General features: G+C 67.6%; 19 protein-coding genes. 9 read left to right on the forward strand and 10 right to left on the reverse strand.

Annotated features, from left to right (window positions below; genetic code table 11):
- The first annotated feature begins 46 nt into the window (after positions 1-46).
- From Q7V45_RS01555 to Q7V45_RS01565, 3 genes are read left to right on the forward strand one after another with little or no spacing between them, the layout of a single operon-like run.
- Positions 47-1,270, forward strand: a complete 1,224-nt coding sequence (locus tag Q7V45_RS01555; protein WP_304845827.1) for a cytochrome P450 — start codon at positions 47-49, stop codon at positions 1,268-1,270.
- A 12-nt stretch (positions 1,271-1,282) separates the two neighbouring features.
- Positions 1,283-2,485 (forward strand): acetyl-CoA acetyltransferase, encoded by a 1,203-nt coding sequence (locus Q7V45_RS01560; protein WP_304845830.1) that lies wholly within the window; start codon positions 1,283-1,285, stop codon positions 2,483-2,485.
- 13 nt (positions 2,486-2,498) lie between these two features.
- Entirely contained in the window at positions 2,499-3,518 is a 1,020-nt protein-coding gene (locus Q7V45_RS01565; protein WP_304845833.1) for an NADPH:quinone oxidoreductase family protein, read from the forward strand.
- Here Q7V45_RS01565 and Q7V45_RS01570 read toward each other — a convergent pair.
- Both Q7V45_RS01570 and Q7V45_RS01575 read right to left on the reverse strand, forming a co-directional pair.
- Positions 3,515-4,363, reverse strand: coding sequence for a hypothetical protein (locus Q7V45_RS01570; protein ID WP_304845836.1), 849 nt, complete (start codon positions 4,361-4,363; stop codon positions 3,515-3,517). The two genes, Q7V45_RS01565 and Q7V45_RS01570, sit on opposite strands and share 4 nt — an antisense overlap.
- A gap of 131 nt (positions 4,364-4,494) precedes the next feature.
- The gene (locus Q7V45_RS01575) at positions 4,495-5,325 is read right to left on the reverse strand and encodes an enoyl-CoA hydratase/isomerase family protein (protein WP_304845839.1); all 831 of its coding nucleotides are present in this window, start codon (positions 5,323-5,325) and stop codon (positions 4,495-4,497) included.
- Between the two features lie 54 nt (positions 5,326-5,379).
- Between Q7V45_RS01575 and Q7V45_RS01580 the strand changes: the two genes are divergently transcribed.
- Positions 5,380-6,423, forward strand: coding sequence for a low specificity L-threonine aldolase (locus Q7V45_RS01580; protein ID WP_304845842.1), 1,044 nt, complete (start codon positions 5,380-5,382; stop codon positions 6,421-6,423).
- Positions 6,424-6,617: 194 nt separating this feature from the next.
- Here Q7V45_RS01580 and Q7V45_RS01585 read toward each other — a convergent pair whose 3' ends face one another.
- Positions 6,618-8,702, reverse strand: coding sequence for a hypothetical protein (locus Q7V45_RS01585; RefSeq protein WP_304845845.1), 2,085 nt, complete (start codon positions 8,700-8,702; stop codon positions 6,618-6,620).
- 157 nt (positions 8,703-8,859) lie between these two features.
- Here Q7V45_RS01585 and Q7V45_RS01590 point away from each other — a divergent pair, with 157 nt between their 5' ends.
- A complete protein-coding gene (locus Q7V45_RS01590; RefSeq protein ID WP_304845848.1) occupies positions 8,860-11,145 on the forward strand; it encodes a xanthine dehydrogenase family protein molybdopterin-binding subunit in 2,286 nt (761 codons plus the stop codon).
- Here the strand turns inward: Q7V45_RS01590 and Q7V45_RS01595 are convergent, their stop codons facing one another.
- Genes Q7V45_RS01595 through Q7V45_RS01605 form a run of 3 tightly spaced genes read right to left on the reverse strand, consistent with a single transcriptional unit; the run spans position 11,146 to position 12,809 of the window.
- Positions 11,146-11,937: a sulfite exporter TauE/SafE family protein gene (locus Q7V45_RS01595; RefSeq protein ID WP_304845851.1), complete on the reverse strand. Its 792-nt coding sequence runs from the start codon at positions 11,935-11,937 to the stop codon at positions 11,146-11,148.
- The gene (locus Q7V45_RS01600) at positions 11,937-12,464 is read right to left on the reverse strand and encodes a rhodanese family protein (RefSeq protein ID WP_304845854.1); all 528 of its coding nucleotides are present in this window, start codon (positions 12,462-12,464) and stop codon (positions 11,937-11,939) included. The genes Q7V45_RS01595 and Q7V45_RS01600 overlap by 1 nt, the downstream gene beginning before the upstream one ends.
- A 24-nt stretch (positions 12,465-12,488) precedes the next feature.
- Positions 12,489-12,809: a helix-turn-helix transcriptional regulator gene (locus Q7V45_RS01605; protein ID WP_304845857.1), complete on the reverse strand. Its 321-nt coding sequence runs from the start codon at positions 12,807-12,809 to the stop codon at positions 12,489-12,491.
- Between the two features lie 61 nt (positions 12,810-12,870).
- On the opposite strand from Q7V45_RS01605, the gene Q7V45_RS01610 reads away from it, so the two are divergent.
- The 3 genes from Q7V45_RS01610 to Q7V45_RS01620 are packed head-to-tail and all read left to right on the forward strand — an operon-like array spanning position 12,871 to position 15,411.
- Entirely contained in the window at positions 12,871-13,743 is an 873-nt protein-coding gene (locus tag Q7V45_RS01610) for an MBL fold metallo-hydrolase (protein WP_304845860.1), read from the forward strand.
- Positions 13,744-13,798: 55 nt separating this feature from the next.
- Positions 13,799-14,767 (forward strand): tripartite tricarboxylate transporter substrate binding protein, encoded by a 969-nt coding sequence (locus Q7V45_RS01615; protein ID WP_304845863.1) that lies wholly within the window; start codon positions 13,799-13,801, stop codon positions 14,765-14,767.
- A gap of 59 nt (positions 14,768-14,826) precedes the next feature.
- Entirely contained in the window at positions 14,827-15,411 is a 585-nt protein-coding gene (locus tag Q7V45_RS01620) for an NAD(P)H-dependent oxidoreductase (RefSeq protein WP_304845866.1), read from the forward strand.
- A 1-nt stretch (position 15,412) separates the two neighbouring features.
- On the opposite strand, the gene Q7V45_RS01625 is transcribed toward Q7V45_RS01620, so the two are convergent.
- The 3 genes from Q7V45_RS01625 to Q7V45_RS01635 are packed head-to-tail and all read right to left on the reverse strand — an operon-like array spanning position 15,413 to position 17,940.
- The gene (locus Q7V45_RS01625) at positions 15,413-15,742 is read right to left on the reverse strand and encodes a chaperone modulator CbpM (RefSeq protein WP_304845869.1); all 330 of its coding nucleotides are present in this window, start codon (positions 15,740-15,742) and stop codon (positions 15,413-15,415) included.
- A complete protein-coding gene (locus tag Q7V45_RS01630) occupies positions 15,739-16,677 on the reverse strand; it encodes a J domain-containing protein (protein ID WP_304845872.1) in 939 nt (312 codons plus the stop codon). The genes Q7V45_RS01625 and Q7V45_RS01630 overlap by 4 nt, the downstream gene beginning before the upstream one ends.
- Positions 16,678-16,731: 54 nt before the next feature.
- Positions 16,732-17,940 carry an acyl-CoA dehydrogenase family protein gene (locus tag Q7V45_RS01635; protein ID WP_304845875.1) on the reverse strand — a complete coding sequence of 403 codons (1,209 nt, stop codon included), beginning with the start codon at positions 17,938-17,940 and terminating at the stop codon, positions 16,732-16,734.
- A 131-nt stretch (positions 17,941-18,071) separates the two neighbouring features.
- Here Q7V45_RS01635 and Q7V45_RS01640 point away from each other — a divergent pair, with 131 nt between their 5' ends.
- Positions 18,072-18,971, forward strand: coding sequence for a DUF1194 domain-containing protein (locus Q7V45_RS01640; protein WP_304845878.1), 900 nt, complete (start codon positions 18,072-18,074; stop codon positions 18,969-18,971).
- Positions 18,972-18,983: 12 nt separating this feature from the next.
- Here Q7V45_RS01640 and Q7V45_RS01645 read toward each other — a convergent pair whose 3' ends face one another.
- The gene (locus Q7V45_RS01645) at positions 18,984-19,859 is read right to left on the reverse strand and encodes a FecR domain-containing protein (RefSeq protein WP_304845881.1); all 876 of its coding nucleotides are present in this window, start codon (positions 19,857-19,859) and stop codon (positions 18,984-18,986) included.
- Positions 19,860-19,943: the final 84 nt, after the last annotated feature.

The following is a 19,943-nucleotide window of genomic DNA, read 5'->3' on the forward strand; positions in this document are numbered from 1 at the left end:
CAACCAAACACTTGTTTGGTAAACCGCACAGCGCTAGCCTCGCCGGGTGACCTACACCTTCGATCTCGGCAATCCCGCGACCAACGCCAATCCCTTCCCGGAATTCGCGCGTCTGCGCGCCGAGGATCCGATCCACTGGTCGCCGGCCATGAAGGCCTGGATCATCACGCGCCATGCCGACGTGAAGCAGGTGGCGCTCAACAACAGGCAGATCTCGGCCGACCGGCTCACGCCCTTCTTCAAGACCAACCCCGAGTACCTGCGCGGCTCGATCGACAGCCTGGTTCGTTACCTCAACCACTGGATGGTGTTCCGGGATCCGCCCGACCACACGCGGCTGCGGCGGTTGTTCAACAAGGCCTTCACGCCGACCTCGGTGTCCAACCTGCGGCCCAGCATCGAGAGCATCGTTACCCACCTGATCGACGGCATGGAAGCCAGGGCCCGGCGCGGCGAGACCGTCGACTACATCGCCGATTTTGCCTATCCGCTGCCAGCCTCGGTGATCATGGACCTGCTGGGCGTGCCGCGGGCCGACCTCGAACGCGTAAAGGTCTGGTCCGACGACATCGCCCTGTTCATCGGCACGGCCCAGGTGGCCGGCAACAAGTACCTGCGTGCCGAATCCGGCGCCAAGGCCATGTCGGACTATTTCCGCAGCCTGGTCGAGGCACGTACCGCAGAGCCGCACGACGACATGATCAGCCACCTCGTACTGGCGCGCGACGATCGCGATGCACTCACGACCGACGAGATCATCGGCACCTGCATCCTGCTCCTGTTCGCCGGTCACGAAACGACCACCAACCTGATCGGCAACGGCTTCCTTTACTCGATGCGACATCGCGACCAGTGGGAGCGCCTGGTCGCCGATCCGTCCCTGGCCGGGAGCGCGGTCGAGGAATACCTGCGCTACGACGGCCCCTCGGGTGCCCTCGCCCGTGTCGCCGCCGCGGACCTCGAGATGGGCGGCAAGACGATTCGCCAAGGCCAGCGCCTCTTCGCCTTCATGAACTCGGCCAACCGCGATCCCGAGGCCGTCGCCGATCCCGACCGGTTCGACATCGGTCGCGAGCCCAATGCCCACCTCACCTTCGGTCACGGCATCCACTTCTGCCTGGGCGCGCCGCTCGCTCGTCTGGAGGCGCAGATCGCGACGACCCGGCTCGCGGAACGACTGCCCGACATCCGGCTTTCCGGCGGCGACCCGGAATGGCACGATTCGCTCATCCTGCGCGGCGTCAAGCGATTGCCGGTGCAACTCGGCTAGGGAGACATTGGCATGGCCTCTGGAATTCGCGACAAGGTCGCCATCGTCGGCATGGGGTGCACGCGCTTCGGCGAGCACTGGGACAAGGGCGCCGAGGAGTTGATGGTCGGCGCCTTCGAGGAGGCGATCGGCGATGCCGGCATCGAGCGCAAGCAGATCGATGCCGCCTGGCTTTCGACCTGCCTCGACGAGGTCCATGTCGGCAAGTCGGGCCTGCCGCTCTCCGAGACGCTGCGCTTCGACTATATTCCGGTCAGCCGCGTGGAAAACTACTGCGCCTCCGGCTCCGATGCCTTCCGGTCGGCGGTCTATGCCGTCGCGGCCGGCGCCTGCGACATGGCCCTGGCGCTGGGTGTCGAAAAGCTGAAGGACACTGGCTTCGGCGGTCTGCCCGGCCTCAATGCCGGATCGACCGCACCGCTGTGGTGGTCGAACCTCACGGCCCCCGGCAGCTTCGCCCAGCTCGCCTCGGCCTATCGCGCCAAGCACGGCATCGGCCGAGACGACCTCAAGCGGGCAATGGCCCATATCTCGGTCAAGAGCCATGCCAATGGCGTCAAGAATCCCAAGGCTCACCTGCAGCGTGCGATTACCGAAGCCGACGTGCTGAACGCGCCGCTGATCGCCGATCCTCTGGGCCTCTACGATTGCTGCGGCGTGAGCGACGGCGCCGCCGCAGCCATCGTCACCACCCCCGAGATCGCGCGCAGCCTCGGCAAGAAGGATATCGTCTCGGTCAAGGCGCTCCAGATCGCGGGCTCCAATGGCATCGAGGAGCAGCACAATACCTGGGACGGAAGCTATTTCGCCACGGCCCGGGTCGCCGCCCAGCGCGCCTACCGCGAGGCCGGCATCGACCGGCCGCGCGAGCAGCTCAGCCTGGTGGAATGCCACGACTGCTTTTCCGTCACCGAACTGGTGACGCTGGAAGACCTGTTCATCTCGCCGGAAGGCGGCGCGGTGAGGGACGTGCTCGACGGCTTCTACGATTCGGATGGCAAGGTGCCGTGCCAGATCGACGGCGGCCTGAAGTGCTTCGGCCACCCGATCGGCGCCTCCGGCATCCGCATGATCTACGAGATGTACCTCCAGCTGCAGGGCCGCGCCGGCGCCCGGCAGCGTCCCGACGTCCGCCTCGGCCTCACCCACAATCTCGGCGGCTTCCCGGCGCGCAACGTCTGCTCCGTTGCCATCGTCGGCGCCCTCGGCGCCTGATAGAAAGCTCCTCATGAAGGCCATGATCTGCCGCCAGTGGGGCGGCCCCGAGGACTTGCGTCTCGAAGATGTCGAGTCGCCGCCGCTGAAGGCCGGCCAGGTGCGCATCCGCATCCGCGCGGCCGGCGTCAGCTTCGCCACGACCCTTGTCATCGCGGGCAAGTACCAGCGGCGACCGCCCTTCCCCTTCGCCCCCGGCACCGAGGCCTCCGGCATCGTCACCGAAGTCGATCTCGCCTGCACGCGGGTTAAAGTCGGCGACGAGGTCGTGGCCGTGCTCGACTGGGGCGGGCTCGCCGAGGAAGTCGTGGCTCACGAGGTCAATGTCTTCCCCAAGCCGCGCAATGTGGGGTTCGTGGAGGCGATCCAGCTCGCCATCTCCTATCCGACGTCGGCCGGCGCCCTGACCTGGCCCGAGGCGCTCGACGTGCGGTCCGGTCATACGTTGCTGGTCCATGCGGCGGCCGGCGGCGTCGGCATGGCGGCGGTCGAGATCGGCAAGATCCTCGGCGCGACGGTGATCGCCACCGCAGGCGGCCCGCGCAAGACGGCGTTCGCCAAGGCGCACGGCGCGGACCACGTCATCGACTACAGCGCGACCGACTTCCGCGAAGAAGTACTGAAGATCACCGGCGGCCGCGGCGTCGACCGGGTCTACGATCCGGTCGGCGGCGACGTCTTTACGCAGTCCCTGCGGTGCATGGCCGTGGGCGGCCGCATCTGTCCGATCGGCTTCGCCAGCGGCACGATCCCCCAGGTCCCCGCCAACATCCTGCTGGTGAAGACCCTGGCCGTGATGGGCTTCAACTACGGCTACTATGTCGGCTGGAGCCCGCACGACGCGCGCTTCGAGGAGGCGGCGCGCACCTTCGCGCTGGCCGAGCGCATCCGCGGCTGGTGCGAACAGGGTCTCTGCCGCCCGCACGTCGACCGCACCTTTACCCTCCCCGACGCCGCGCAGGCGATGCGCGCGCTCCTGGAGCGTAGCGTCACCGGCCGCGTGGCGATCGTGATGGACGGGTCTGCGGGCTAGATCAGGCCCGGCGCCTTGGTGCCGTAGCCGCTCGGCAGATCGCTGAAGTCCATGCAGTAGCCCTTCAGGGGCCGCGGCACCTTGCTGACGAACAGGTCATAGGGAATGGCCTCCGCGAGTACTGCGGCCGCCGTATTGATCTGTCCGCGCAGGAGGGCGGCATTGTTGGCGCCCATCTGCACGAAATCGTAGGGCTGGCCGCAATAGGTCCATGTCGCCTTGTGCAGCATCTGCTTGCGATCGGGCGACTGGACCTGGGCCGTGACCTGGGCGACGAGCGCGATCTTCGGGTTGACGTGCGCCTGATGGAAGATGGCGAGCCTGTACTCGACGGCGATGATGTGCGACGGCGCGCTACCCGCCGAAACAGTGGTCGCGCTTTGCTGAGCCGCCGTGGAAGCGCCTGCCGTGACACTGGAAACAACGATGTTGCCGGCCACATTGGAAGCGGCGAGACGCGCCCTCAGATCTTCGGCGAAGTCGGTGTCCTGCATGGCAAGCCGCAGTTCGGTGCGCGTGTCATCCACCACGTTCTCCGATTGCGCCTCCGCCGCACCCTTCGCGCCTCCTATGGCTGCGCCCACGGGCGCGATGAGAAGTCCGAGGAGCGTGCCGCTACCAATGGTCGCCGCGGCACCTTGATTAGCCCCGCGCCTGGCGCCTTCGTCGCTGCCGCGCGCACCGATCTTGGAAGTGTCTGAGTTCTTTACCCCGGACACATCGCCCGATATCGACGTAATCGTCCGCAGCGTGGCTTCCGGTACCGGTTTGACAGGTGGTTCAGCACAGGCCGAAAGAAAAACACAGACAACACTCGCAACTGCGAAAACACGCGCAACCACCATCGATAGTCTCTCCCCCGGCTCTCTCAACCAGTGGAAACCATCGACGCGTTCCCTGTCAACGACTTAAATTTCCAGAGATCACTCCGGTGTCGCGCCCCACGCGCGGATCCAATCCAGCGGGGCTATGTTCACTACCTGCCGGTGAAATGCGGCTCGCGCTTTTCCAGGAAGGCCTTGATGCCCTCCTTCATGTCCTCGGTCTGCATCAGCGGCAGGAGCTGCAGGAAGACGTGATGGACGTGCTCGTTGAACGGCTCGTTCCAGGCCATGCGCATCATCCGCTTGGCCGCCTGGATGGCGAGCGGCGCATTTGCCGCGATCTCCAGCGCCAGGTCGCGGGCGGCGCCCAGGACGTCCGCGTCCGGCACGACCTTGTTCACGAGGCCGATCTCCAGTGATTGCGCGGCGGTCAAGGTCCGGCCGGTGAAGATCAGCTCCGAAGCCTTCGCCCAGCCCAGCATGCGCGGCAGATACCAGGTGCCACCGGACTCCGGCAGGACGCCGCGCTTGGCGTAGGAGGCGGCCAGCTTGGCCGACTGCGCCATCACCCGGATGTCGGCGCCGAGCGCCAGGTCGAGCCCGTAGCCGGCCGCGGAGCCGTTGAGGGCGCAGATCACCGGCTTGTCCATGGCATGCAGGACCGGCGGCGGCGTGTTGCGCAGGTCGATGCTGGTCGGCGTGGCGCCCGAACCGACGCTCAGATTGTCGGTGCCCTTGCTCTGTGCCTCGAGGTTCAGCCCGGCGCAGAAGGCGCGGCCCGCGCCGGTCAGGATCACGACGCGCACGGCGCGGTCCTCGTTCGCCTTCACCAGCCCATCGGTGAGCTGCCTCAGCATCGGGCCGGAGATGGTGTTCATGCGCTGCGGCGCGTTGAGCGTGACCGTCGCGATCGCGCCGTCGACGGCATAGAGCAGCTCCTCCGGCAGGGCCGAAGCTGTGGGTGCGGCCGCAAACTGGCTCATGTTTCCTCCTCCTGGCGATTGCCGTTATGGTGGCGCAGGAGATCAGGACACGCCATGCAAAACCGTTTCATCGACCTTTACAGCGACACCAAGACCAAGCCGTCCCCCGGCATGCGGAAGGCGATGGCCGACGCCGAGGTCGGCGACGAGCAGAAAATGGAGGACCCCACCGTCAACCGGCTGCGCGACCGCGTGTGCGAGCTTCTCGGCAAGGAAGACGCGGTGTTCCTGCCGAGCGGCACCATGGGCAACCAGATCGCCATCCGGGTGCACTGCCGGCTGGGCGACGAGGTGATCGCGGACCGCACGGCCCATATCATCAACGCCGAGTCGGGCGGGACCGCCGCCAATGCCGGCGTCATGATCCGCATGCTCGACGGCCCCCAAGGCGTCTTCACCGGCGAGCAGGTCAAGGAAGCGATCCGCGATCCGGGCAGCCGCAACGCGCCGCGCTCGCGCCTCGTGTCGATCGAGAACACGTCGAACGGCGGCTGCGGCACCGTGTGGCCGCTCGCCACCATGCAGGGCGTGACCCAGGTGGCCCGCGAGGCCGGCCTCGGCCTGCACATGGACGGCGCCCGTCTCTGCAACGCGGTCGTCAAATCGGGAACGAAGGCCAGCGACTACGCCGCCTGCGTCGACTCGCTGTGGCTCGACTACACCAAGGGCCTGGGCGCGCCGGTCGGCGCCAGCCTGGCGGGCTCGAAGGAGTTCATCCACGAAGCCTGGCGCCAGAAGCAGATGCTGGGCGGCTCGATGCGCCAGTCCGGCATCATCGCCGCCGCCGCCCTCTACGCCCTCGAACACAACTGGGACCGTCTCGCCGAGGACCACGACAATGCCCGCCATCTGTCGGAGGGCATCGCCAACATCAAGGGCCTGAAGATCGACGTGCCGCGCATGGAGACCAACCTGGTCTTCTTCGAGGTCACCAAGCCCGGCTGGACGCCGGCCCGACTGGTCGAGGCCTGCAAGGAGCGCGGCGTCGGCATGGGCACCGCGGCCGGCAACCGCATCCGCGCCGTCACCCACCTCGACGTCAACAAGGCCGACATCGACAGCGCCCTCAAGGTGATCAGCGACGCGCTGGCGGCCTGAACTCGTTTCGAGCGCACTCGACTCCATCGTACCAACCTCATGCTGAGGAGCGCTCCGCAGAAGCGCGTCTCGAAGCATGGGAACGAGCACCGCGTCCGTTGCTCACCCTTCGAGACGGCGCGCTTCGCGCGCCTCCTCAGGGTGAGGCGGGTGGGTCAACTCGACATGGAAGATCTCGGAAGATCGCGCCGGACCTACGGCACCGCGTGGCCGCGGCGGACCCATTCCTGGACCAGGAAACGGACGTCGAAGATCGGTTTGCTGTCATAGCCCTTGCCGACCCAGCAGAACTGGCGCTGATCGAGGCTGCGACCCTCGACCAGGCGAACTCCGGCCTCCAGCTCGCCCCGCCGGGCGAGAGCGACGGCCTGCAAGCCCTGCAACGTGTCGCGCAGGCAGGCGACGTCCTTGGCGGGCAACTGCGCCAGGTCCTTCGGAAGCGATCGGGTCGCCGCCTCGATCTCGGATGCAGCACCATCCCAGGCCAGCGCATCGGCCACCTCGACCAGCCGGCGGCTGGCTTCCTGCGCGTCGATGCCCTGGCGCAGGCCCACGAGCGTCGCGAGATCGGTCCGGTCGCCCATCTCGCGCAGCAGCATGACGCCAACGAAGATGTCGGAGACGCCGAAGGCGCCGGCGCTGCCGGCCACGAAGCCGCGCAGCATCGCCTTCGCCCGGTCGCGCCGCCCCTGCAGCAGCAGGAGCCGCAGCGCCGGAAGGTCCTTGCCCGGAAACACGTGGAGATAGGCATCGAGCGCGGCCGCGGCGCGGTCCGTCAGACCGGCATTCTGCCGCGCCTCGATAATGTGGAGGACGGGACCGGCGTCGAGATCGACCGCGGCCGGCTCCGCTTCCATGAGCGCCCGGGCATCGACGGCATTGCCTTCGAGCACCAGGGCGATCAACTGGAGTTGCGCCCGCAGTTTGGGATTGATGCGATCCAGGGTTTCCCGGTCGGGCCCGGCCAGCCCAGCCAGTCTCCGCGCCAGCGGGGAGCGGGGATAGTTCGCGAGGAACGATAGCGCCCAGTCCACGCCCAGCGCCTTGGCCGCCGCGTCGTCGATCGGTGCGCCCGCCGCCACGCGCGCGAGGATCAGCGACTGCCGCGCCCCGTGCCAGGCGAGCGCCGGCGCATTGTTGCGACGCGCGATATCGGTCTGGGCCTCGGCCGCAAGGATCGCGGCATTCGTGAGATCGATGCCGTTCTCGCGCGCGCTCTTGTCGAAGATGGCGATCAGCTGCTCGATCAGTTCGACGGAAGCCGGTCCCGCCGTCGCTCCGGCCACCGCTTCCGCGAGGGCCACGAGATAGGGCTGTCCCAGCGCCGTGCGGCCGGGCTGTGCCGTCAGCTTGAAGGCCGACTGCCAGTAGACGCTGCGCGCCTGCCAGCGCCGCGCAAAGCCGCGATCGAGCGTCCAGTCGCAGTCGCCATAATCCACCGACACGCGGCGGTCGGGTGACAGTTGTCGCGGTTCGACGGCCTCGACGACCTTGCGGACGAGACGCTCGACCTCCGCGCTGTCGCCGCGCCGGCTGGCCATGACGGCCAGGCGCGCCAGGATCTCCGGACCGGCCGGGGCGCGGCGCGTGGTCTGCGTCATGCTGCCGGCCACACGCTGCTCGGCCTCGGCCGAGGCCCCGAGATCGGCCAGCCTCAACCCCATCGCGGCGTCGAGTTCGGGCGCGGTCAGGCGCGTTGCGACCTGCCGTGCCAGCGACCGGTGGCCCCGCTGGCACAGCCAGTCGATGGCGACGCTGCGATTGACGAGTCCCGCGACCTCGCCGACGCCTGGCTGCATCGACTGGAAGAACCAGCTCATGGCATCGGCGTCGTTCGCGCGCATGAGCTGAAGGAAATACTGTTTGTTCACGCCCTCGCCCGACGACAGGCCGGAGTATTGCCGGTCGAACAGGAATATGCGCTGCAGGTCGTCGCGCTCCTCGGCCAGCGTCCGGGCCGCGGCCAGTCCGACTTCGATGACTTCGCGGTCGCTCGATGCGGACGGAGATTTCTCCGCGAGCGCCTCGTCGATCGCCCTCAGCCGGTCGGCCGCCTCGTACTGCCGATGGGTCGACGGCAGGGAGAGCAGCGCCAGATAGGCCTCGACCTGCATCCGCCGCTTCAGGTCGGCATTCATCTCCCGCTGGGCCTTGTCGAGATGCGCATCGACCAACTCGATCGCGCGGGCGAGCGTCGTGCGCTCAGAGGGCGTCACGGCGGCCGGCGATTGCGCCTGGCCGAGGGAAGCGAAGCAGTGCACTGCCAAGGCCGCAGCCAAGACAGACTTGATCCAAACCCTAAATTTCATCGTCGATGCTGGTCGCCCGAACCGGTGTATGATGGGGGTTAACGAACGACTGAGTACATTTGGTGGCAAAGATTACAACAGACCGGCCGGTTCGGCGCCCCATCCCCTCCCGGACCGGCGGGACCCGATGAACGCGCCCCTCAAGCTCGGTCATTCGATCACGCGGCGTGAAGACCAGCGGTTCCTGACCGGCCGCGGGCTCTATGCCGACAATACCGCGCCCGCCGACGCGCTGGCTGTGCTGTTCGTGCGCTCGCCGCATGCGCATGCCCGGATCCTGGGCATCGATGCGGCGGCCGCCCTCGCCTCGCCCGGCGTCCAGGCGATTTATACGGCGCAGGATCTCGTGGCCGACAAGATCGGCCACATGCCGGCCATCAGCGAGATCAAGGATGCGGCCGGAAATCGCCACCGCGAGCCGGATCATCTGCCCATGCCGGTCGGCAAGGTGCGCCATGTCGGCGACATCGTGGCGATGATCGTGGCGGGTACGATCGACGAGGCGCGTGACGCCGCCGAACTGCTCCAGGTCGACTACGAGGAACTGCCCGCCGTCGTGACCGCGGCGCAGGCGCTCGCTCCGGATGCACCACTGGTGCATGACGACGTGCCCGGCAACCTGATGTGCCGCTGGGGCAAGGGCGACGGCACCGCCACCGAGGCCGCGTTTGCGCGTGCGGCGCACGTCACGACCCTGTCGATCCGCTCGCCGCGCCAGATCGTGCACTACATGGAGACGCGGGCCGCCTGGTCGAACTACGACGCCGGCGACGATCTCGTCACCGTCACCTTCTCATCTCAGGGCGTACAGGTCCCGCACCGGCTGATGTGCGAGCGGGTGCTCCACGTCCCGAAGGAAAAGCTGCGCCTGATCACCGAGGATGTCGGCGGCGGCTTCGGGCCGAAGTACCCGATCTACGCCGAATCGACGCTGATCGCCTGGGCGACGCGCAAGCTCGGACGAGGGCTACGCTGGACCTGCGAGCGCGCGGAACTGGCACAGGCCGACGCCCATGCCCGCGACCTCGTCGCGACGGCGGATCTCGCGCTCGACGCCGAGGGCCGTTTCATCGGCCTGCGCGTGAAGGCGGAAGCCAATTACGGCGCCTATGTCTCGATGTTCGCCCCGACCATCCCGACCACGGGGCTCGCCAAGGTCATCTCCGGCCTCTACCGCATTCCCGCGATCTGCCTCGACTTCGACTGCGTCTTCAGCAACACCGTGCCGGTCGACGCCATTCGCGGTGCCGGCAAGCCCGAAGCGCTGTTCCTGCTGGAGCGTCTGGTCGACCTCGCCGCCCACGAGACCGGCCGCACGCCGGTCGAGCTGCGCCGCCTAAATTTGCTGCGCCCCGACGAGATGCCGTATGCCACGGCGACCGGCTACACCTACGATGCCGCCGATTGCACGAGGCTGTTCGAGACGGCGCTCTCGGCCGCCGACGAAGCGGGCTTTGCAGCCCGGCGCGTCGCGAGCGAGGCCGCGGGCAAACGGCGCGGCTTGGGCCTGTCGTGCCACCTGCATGGCACTGGCGGCATCGCCGACGAGCATGTCGTGGTGAATGCCGAGGCCTGCCGGCTGGTCGCGCGGGTCGGCACGCAGAGCCAGGGCCAGGGCCACGAGACGGTGTTCGCGCAGATCCTGGCCGCCGCGCTCGACGTGCCGGTCGAGCGCATCGAGATCCGCCAGGGCGACACGCGCAGCATCCCGCACGGCGGCGGCACCGGCGGCTCCTCCTCCACCATCATCAGCGGCACGACGCTCAAGCGCGCCGCCGACGTGCTGATCGAGCGCGGCCGCGATCTCGCCGCCGAGCGGCTCGAGACCTCGCCCGCCGACATCGCCTATCGCGACGGCGCCTTCGAGGTCGTGGGTACCGACCGGCGGGTCGGCCTGTTCGAGCTGGCGGCCTGGAGGCCGTTCGACGGCGACGCGGTGTTCGCCGACAGCATGGAAGCCTTCCCGACCGGCGTCATGGTCTGCGAGGTCGAAGTCGATCCCGAGACCGGCGCCACGCACATCGACCGGCTCATGGCCGTCGCCGACTGCGGCCCGATCGTGAATCCGCGCCTGCTGGCCGGCCAGATGCATGGCGGCATCGTGCACGGACTCGGCAATGCGCTGATGGAGGAGGCTCTCTACGACGAGACGAGCGGCCAGCTGCTGACGGGCACCCTGATGGATTATGCCCTGCCGCGGGCCGACGACGTGCCGTCGTTCGGGATCGAGACGATCGTGACGCTCTCGCCCAACAACATGCTGGGCTTCAAGGGCGTCGGCGAGCTTCCGACCAACGGCGCGCCGGCGGCGCTGGCCAATGCGGTGCTCGACGCGCTGCGGCCGCTGGGCGTTCGTCATATCGACATGCCACTGACCGCCGCCAAGGTCTGGGCGGCCTTGCAGAAGGGCTGATCAGGCCTGCAGCAGGTCGAACAGGCCGCGCCCGCCGACATAGAGGCCGGCCACGATCACGAAGAGGGCGAAGAGCCTCGTCAGGACTCCCTTGCGCTGCGCCAGCACGGCATTCGCTTTGGTGCCAGCCAACGCACCGGCGACGCCACCCGCGATCAGAAGGGCCGCCACCTGCCAGTCCACCAGCCCGGACCAGGCATAGCTGCCGGCCGCCGTGATGCCGAAGGCGGTCACCGCCACCAGCGAGGCGCTGGTCGCATCCTCGAGTTTCATGTCCGCGGCGAGGATCAGGCCCGGCACGATCAGGAAGCCGCCGCCGATGCCGAAGAAGCCCGACAGGAGACCGACGCCCGCCCCCAACAGCACGAGACGCGGCAGGAGTCGCCGCGCGTTCTCCCGCGTCAGCCAGGCCGACTGGCTGCCGCCCTTGTCCTTGGGGCGCAGCATCATCACGCCGACCACGATCATGAGCACGCCGAACAGCGCGACGAGCTTCTGCCCGTCCATCGTCTTGCCGAGCGCGGCGCCGGCGAAGGCGCCGCCGACGCCCGCGAGGCTGAACACAATGGCACACGGCCAGTGGATCGGCGCCTTGCGCGCATGCATGGCCAGCCCTGCCGCGGCATTGACGGCCACGGCGAAGGCGGCCGTGCCGATCGCGACATGGGCCGAGGGCATGCCGACGGCGTAGAGGAGGAGCGGCACGGCCAGGATCGAGCCACCGCCCCCGATGAGTCCGAGGACGAGGCCGACCACACCGCCCGAGGCGAGCGCCGCGATCGGAGCGAACATCAGGCCAGCGCCTTCCGGACCGTCCGGTTCCACGGCATCAGGGCCAGCACCTTGGCCATGCCGCACCAGCCCGTACTGCCGGCAAAGACGAGACCGGCGCCGACGAACGCCGAGACGGCGAAGAAGGGCGGCGCGATCCAGAGGCCCAGGACGACGCCCAGCACGACCAGGCTGCCGGCCACGATCTGGACCTGCCGCATGATCTCGATTGGCTGCTTCCTGTCGGTTGCCACGGGCAGCCCGGCACGCTTCCACGCTTCGAGCCCGCCCTCGAGCAGGTAGGCCTCACATCCCGCCGCGTCACCCAGGCGGGCGGCGTTGGCGCCGGTGCGGGCGCCGGAGCGGCAATGGAAGATGACCGCCATCGCGCCGCTCGTTTCGACACGCTGCAGGCTCGACAGCGGCGCATGCTTCGTCCCGGGGATGTGCTCGCGTGCCCTCTCATCGGGTTCGCGCACGTCGACCAGGATGGCTCCTTCAGCAACGAGCTGACGCGCCTTGGCAACATCGATGACTTGCAGGGACATGATGAATCCTTTCCGCGCGGCTCTTCAGTCCGCGCAATAGAGTCTGTGAAGCGTCGAAAGCAACGTCTCGATCCGGGCGTCCCCGATCCGGTACCAGAGGGTCTGGGCCTCCCGCCGGAAGGCGACGATCCCCTCCTCGCGCATGCGGGCGAGATGCTGGGACAGCGCCGACTGAGACAGGCCCACTTCGGTCGCGAGCGTGCCGACGGTCGCCTCCCCTACCTCCACGAGCTTGCAGAGGATGAGCAGGCGCCGGTCATTGGCCAGCGCCGAGAGGGTGTCCGCGACTTCGCCGGCTTTTGCGCGGAGAGTCTCGAGATCGATGGTTTGCTTTGCCGTCTTCATTTTCGATCTTGCTAATTTAGTCATTTCTAATATATCCGTCAATCAGATAACAGAGGAAATCATGGCACACGCCCCCACCATCGACGCCTTTTTCGACGAGGCGACCTTCACGGTAACCTATCTGGTGACCGACCCCGAGACGCGCCGCGCCGCGATCGTCGACCCTGTGCTCGACTACGACCACAAGTCCGGCAAGGCGTCGACCAGGTCGGTGGAGCGCGTTCTCGCCAAGGCAAAGGAACGGCAGGCCTCCGTCGACTGGATCCTGGAAACGCATGCCCACGCCGACCATCTGACGGCGGCGCCGCTGTTGAAGGCACGGACAGCCGCCAAGGTCGTCATCGGCGAGCACATCCGCGACGTGCAGAGGATCTTCAGGAAGGTGTTCAACGCGGCGGACGTGAGCGAGGACGGGCGCGAGTTCGACCGGCTCGTCACCGACGCCGAGACGCTGCCGCTCGGCGATCTCCTGATCGAGGTGATGCACCTGCCCGGCCATACGCCGGCCGACGTCGCCTACCGGATCGGCGATGCCGTGTTCGTCGGCGACACGATCTTCATGCCCGACTACGGCACCGCCCGCACCGACTTTCCCGGGGGCGATGCGCCCACGCTGTACCGGTCGATCCGGCGCCTCCTGTCCCTGCCCCCGGAGACGCGGCTGTTCATGTGCCACGACTACAAGGCGCCCGGCCGCGACCGCTATGCCTGGGAAACCACGGTCGCCGAGGAGCGGGCCCGCAACATCCATGTGCATGACGGCGTGACCGAGGCCGAGTTCGTCGCGATGCGCACCAAGCGCGACGCCTCGCTGGCGGCCCCCGTGCTGTTGCTGCCTTCGGTGCAGGTGAACATCCGGGCCGGTCGCCTGCCGCCGCCGGATGACAATGGCCAGAGCTACCTGAAGATCCCGGTGAGACTCGTAGAAGCGTGAGGATTGGCAGCGCGTTTCGCTCCCGCTAGGCTCCGCGTCCAAGGGAGAAAAACGCATGTCCAAGAAATCCGTCGTCGCGCTCGCGGGCGCGCTGGTCCTGTTCGCCTCGTCGGCCTTTGCCCAGGCGCCCTGGCCCAACAAGCCCATCAAGCTGGTCGCACCCTATCCGCCGGGCGGCCAGACCGATGTCGTGTCCCGCTACTTCGCCGAGAAACTGTCCGGCGTGCTGGGCCAGCAGGTGATCGTCGACAACAAGCCCGGCGCCAACGGCATGGTCGGCATGGAGATCGTCAAGAACCTGCCGGCCGACGGCTACACGTTCGTCTACGTGAACTCGTCGATGATGTGCATCAACCCGTACGTCTACAAGAAGATCCCCTATGACGGGTTCAAGGATTTCATGCCCGTGACCCAGCATGGGCTGGCGCCGCTCGCGATGGTCGTGCCGCCCTCGCTGGGCGTCAAATCGGTCAAGGAATTCGTCGCCTGGGCCAACGAGCGCAAGGGCAAGGTCAACTTCGCCTCGTTCGGCAACGGCTCCTCCTCGCATATCTGGGGCGAGATGCTGAACCAGGCCGAGAAGCTCGACATGACGCACGTCCCCTACAAGGGCGCCGGACCGGCCGTGCAGGACGTCGTAGCCGGCCACATCCCGGTAACCATCCAGGACCTCGCCTCCAGCGGCGGGGCGATCAGCGGCGGCAAGCTGACGCCGCTCGCCGTCACCTCCGCCCAGCGCTGGCCGCGCCTGCCCAACGTGCCGACCTTCGAGGAGGCCGGCTACAAGATCAACCTGACCGGCTGGAACGGCCTCATGGCGCCGGCCGGCACGCCCAAGGAGATCGTCGAACGGCTGAGCGCCGAGATCCGCAAGCTGGTGCAGACTCCCGAGGGCAAGGAGAAGCTCCTCGACATGGGCCTGATCGCCACGGGAACGACGCCCGCGGAGATGGCCGAGATCCTGAAGACCGGCTGCGCCGCGTGGGGCGACGCCGTGAAGCGCGCCGGCGTCCAGCCGGAATGAGCGATCAACTCTGATCCACATCAAGGGATGAAGGGCGTCCCCATGCGAGCGTGGCGCGCATGGGCTCACGCATCCTGATCCTGAACGGCCATCCCGACACCAGCCGCAAGGGTCTGTGCGGCGCCTTGGCCGATGCCTATGCCGAGGGCGCCGAATCGGGCGGCCACTCGGTCGAGCGGCTCGACATCGGGGCGCTGCAGTTCGACCTGCTGCGCTCCCAGGCCGAATTCGAGACCGGCACGGCGCCGCCGGACATCGCGGCGGCGCAGGAGGCGATCCGGCGCGCCGAACACCTGGTGGTCGTCTTCCCGCTCTGGCTGGGCGACATGCCGGCGCTGCTCAAGGGCTTCTTCGAGCAGACGCTGCGGCCGGGCTTCGCCTTCGCCTATCGCCCCAGTGGCCTGCCGCAGAAGCATCTCGGCGGGCGCAGCGCCCGGATCGTCGTCACCATGGGCATGCCGGCGCTCATCTACCGCTGGTACTTTCGCGCGCACGGGGTGAAGAACCTGAAGCGCAACATCCTGGGCTTCGTGGGCTACGGGCCGGTGCGTGACACGATCATCGGAGGCGTCGCAACGGCCAAGCCCGCCGCCATGGCCCGCCACTTCGAGACGATGCGCTCCCTCGGCCGGGCCGCGCGCTGAGCTAGCGGCGCGACAGGCGGTCGAGGGCCACTGCGATCGCTTCGCGTGTCGCGGCGGGCTGCTCGGCGATGGCACGCCCCAGCAGGTCGAGCTGGCGGCGCAGCGTGTGCACCTGGTCGACCAGGTCGACCACCGTCTCGACCGATTCTTCTTCGAAGCCCAGCTCGTCGACCAGCTCGCCCAGAAGGCGCGCGCGCGCCACGTCGATCTGCTCGAAGCGCCAGCCATCCCCCGCGCCCGAGGGACGCAACAGGCCGCGCGACACCCAGCGCTCGACATGGACTTCCGTCAGCTGACCGTGCTGACGCAGCAGTTCGTCCAACGTCGTCATGTGAACTGCTCCATCTCCTTGCGGGGATCGTAGGCACGACCGGCTTCCCAGCCCTCGAGGAACGCCTTCAGCTTATCGTCCGGCGCCTCGGGCAGGACGACCTTGAGCTTCACGTACTGGTCGCCGCGCTGGCCCGACTTGCGGTCGAGCAGGCCGCGTCCCTTGAGCCGCAGCGACGTGCCGGTGTTGGAGCCGGCCGGTACGTTCAACATCACCGCGCCGCCCACCGTCGGCACCTTCACCTTGCCGCCCAGGGCCGCCTCGGTGACCGTGACCGGCAGCTCGACATGGATGTCATTGTCGCGCGGCTGGAAGAAGGCGTGCGGGTCGACATGGATCTCGACATAGGCATCTCCCGCGGGACGGCCCTGGGTGCCGGGCATGCCCTGCCCCTTGAGGCGCAGGGTCTGGCCGTCGGTCGTGCCCTCGGGCACGTCGATGTCGAGCGTCTTGCCGTCGGGCAGCGTGACCCGCTGCTTGCCGCCGCGGGCCGCGACCAGGAACGGCACGCGCAGACTGTAGGTGACCGGCATACCGCCCATGTCGAAGCCGTCTCCGCCGAACCCAGGGCCAGGGCCACCGCCACGGCGCTGGCCGAACATTTCGGAGAAGATACCGCCCATGTCGACGAACGATTCGTGGCCGCCCGCGTGTTCGTACTTGCCGCCGCGGCCGCCTGCCTGGTCGCGATAGAAGCCGCGCGGCGGCATTTCCTGGCCGGTACCGTCGATCTCGCCCGCGTCGAAGCGCCGGCGCTTCTCCGGATCGGACAGGATTTCGTTGGCCTGGCTGATCTCCTTGAACTTGGCTTCGGCCGCCTTGTCGCCGGGATTGAGGTCGGGGTGGTGCTTCTTGGCGAGCTTGCGGAACGCCTTCCGGATATCGTCCTCGGAGGCAGTCCTTGGCACGCCGAGAACGGAGTAAGGATCTGTCATAGCCCTACAGATGTGAAGAGTATTGCGCGCTTACAAGGGCCTTATGACAGGTGCTCACAGACCCAGCACCGCCTTGGCGATGATATTGCGCTGGATCTCGTTGGAACCGGCATAAATCGTCGAGGCCCGGTTGTTGAGGTAGAGCGGCATGGCGCTGATACCCCAGTCGGGCGTCACCGTCGGCTCGTTGTGGCCGAGCTCGCGCGCCTCGGGTTCGAAGGGCGCGGCGTACCAGGCCAGCGCCTCGACGCCGAGATGGTCGAGCTTCTGCAAGGTCTCGCTGCCCCTGATCTTCATCGAGGAGGAGACCGCACCGGGATTGCGGCCGCGGCTCAGGTCGGACAGGACCTGCATCTCGATCATCTCCAGCGCCTGGATGTCCATCTCGGCCTCTGCCAGCCGCTCGATGAAGCCGCGTTCGGCGATCAGCCGGCCCGATCCGTCGGCCGCCTCCTCGCGGGCGATCCGCTTCACGTCCTCGAGACGGGCATGGAGATTGGGCGTGTAGGCTTCGCCGCCGCGCTCGAATTCGAGCAGGTACTTGGCGACCGTCCAGCCGGCATTCTCGGGGCCGATGCGGTTGGCGACCGGCGTCCGGACACTGTCGAAGAAGACCTGGTTGACTTCGTGGTCGCCGGCCAGGGTGACGATCGGCGCGACGGTGAGGCCCGGCGTTTTCATGGAATCGATCAGCACGAAGGAGATGCCGTCCTGCGGCTTGCCTTCGGAGGAGGTCCGTACCAGGCAGAACATGTGATCGGCGACGTGCGCGCCGGTCGTCCAGATCTTGGTGCCGTTGATGACATAGTCGTCGCCGTCGCGCTCGGCGCGGGTCTTGAGGCTGGCGAGGTCGGACCCCGAGCCCGGCTCGGAATAACCTTGGCAGAAGGTGATGTCTCCCGACACGATGCGCGGCAGGTACTTGGCCTTTTGCTCCGGCGTGCCGAACTTCATGATGACCGGCCCGACCATGCGCAGGCCCATTGCGAAGATGCGGGGCGCGTCGGCGGCGATGCATTCGCGGCTGAAGATATAGCGCTGGGTCGCGCTCCAGCCGGTGCCGCCATACTCCTTCGGCCAGGTCGGCGCCGACCAGCCGCGGCGGGCCAGGATCTTGTGCCACCGCATCCCGGCGGCATATTCGGCGAACACCCCCGTGGTCTTGCGCCCGGCCTCCCGCAGATCCTGCGTCAGGTTCTCGTCGAGGAAACGCCGAACCTCGGCGCGGAACTCTTCGTCTTCCCTGCTGAGCGTCAAATCCATGAGCTTCCTCCGCTTCCTCTTTCCAAGGAGGCTAGCGACCGCCGCCACCCCTCGTCCAGTGGCGGCTGACACCAGCGCAGGATGAGCGGTATGGTTCTTGCCTCTGAAGCGTAACGAACGCGGAGGTCGCCGTGGCCCGACTGGTTGGTCTGATCGCCCTTCTCTTCCTGGCGCTGCCGGCGACGGCCCAGGACCGCAAGGAAGTCGACCTCGCGCTGGTGCTGGCGATCGACATCTCCGGCAGCATCGACCCCGACGAGGCCCGGCTGCAGCGTCAGGGCTATGTCGAGGCGTTCAACGACCCGGTCATCGTCCGGGCGATCCTGGGCGGCAATCACGGCCGAATCGCCGTGGCCTACTTCGAATGGTCCGACTCCTGGATCCAGAAGCTGCTGATCGACTGGACTCTGCTCGATTCGGAGGCGGCGATCCTGGACTTCACCCGCCGCCTCGCCGACGCGCCGATCTCGATCGCGCGACGCACCTCGATCAGCGGCGCCATCCGCTATGCCATTCCCATGTATGGCCGCAGTCCCTATGACGCGGACCGCAAGGTGCTCGACATTTCGGGCGACGGATCGAACAACGATGGCGGCCTGGTCACCGAGGTCCGGCACGACGCGCTGAAGCAGCGAATCATCATCAATGGGCTGCCGATCATGAACGGCCGCCCCAACCCGTTCGGCTTCCCGGCCGAGGAAGACCTCGACAAGTACTATCTGCACTGCGTCACCGGCGGGCCGCGCTCCTTCGTCGAGGTCGCGCGCAGCTTCGAGGATTTCCCCCGCGCGATCCGCAAGAAGCTCCTGCAGGAAGTGGCCGATATCGGACCTTTGAACGACTTCGACATCCGCGAGCTCGGCGCGCCGCGCGACGGCGTCCAGCTCGCGCAATCGAGCGGCGGCACGCGCCGCACGGTCGACGACGACTATACGCGCTTCGTACGACCCGAATACGAGCTGGGCTGCGACGTCGGCGAGCGCCGGTCCCGCGATTTCTGGCAGCGCCGCTTCGGCGTCGCTCCCGACTGAGGCGAAACGGGGCTAAGGCGTGGGGCGCAGCGGGCCCCCTCCAGCCGGCGGATTGGGCAGCGCCGGGCCGGAATCGATACCGCCGCCACCGATGCCCGGTCTACCGATCATCGGTTGTCCAACCGGGCCGTTGGCCCGCGGAACCGGCCCGCCCTGGACCGGTCCGAGGGCATTGGGGCCCTTGCCGGAATTGGCGTCGGCCAAGCCGGTTGCCATCGCCGCCCCGTCGGCACCAGAGCCCGGCCGGCCCGCGCCTGCTTCGAGCCTGCTGATACTGCCGGCGAGGCTTCCACGCGCAGGGCGCATTGCCGGTCCCGGCGCCTGACCCAGGACTGTACTGACCTGAAAACCGGGAGCCGTCACGCTCTGCGTCCTGCCCTGGCTGGTCATCGTCATTTCATGGCCGAATACGAAGGTGGCGGTGGTTTTCGTCGGCTCGACGCTGAACATCGCAATGCCGCCGCGAATGGTGAGCGTGGCCGATGGCGTAACGACGGTGACCGGCGTCTTCTTGCTGATCCTACCGCCGACCAGACGGAAAACGCCTTTCGTCGCCGTGATCGCGAGGTCGCCCAGCTTCTGGTCGGCGTCATAGACGAACCGGTCGAGGGTGACCTGCGCCAGGTTGCTGATCGTCAGAGCAGTTCCGTCAAGGAACAGGAGATGGGCGCGATCCGCCGCGCCCGTGGTGACGACCTCGCCCGCCGTCACGTCGATCCCGACATGGAGGACCCGCTCGATCTCGTCGGGCGGCTTCCCGGTCGGATCACCCGAGACCGCCGACGTGATCCCGATCCTTTGCGCGATCGCTGGGCCGGGCGCTCCAGCGCCTAAGGACAGGACCAGGATTGTTGCACCCACAAGGAACGCGCCGCGAATCTTCTGCATGCAACAGCTACGCGCGTGGCGGTGGCGTCATCCCCCTTGGCTTCCGGTCCAATCATCCCCTGACCGCCGGCGTGCACCGATCGT

This window comes from Reyranella sp., assembly GCF_030651995.1.
Lineage (GTDB): Bacteria > Pseudomonadota > Alphaproteobacteria > Reyranellales > Reyranellaceae > Reyranella.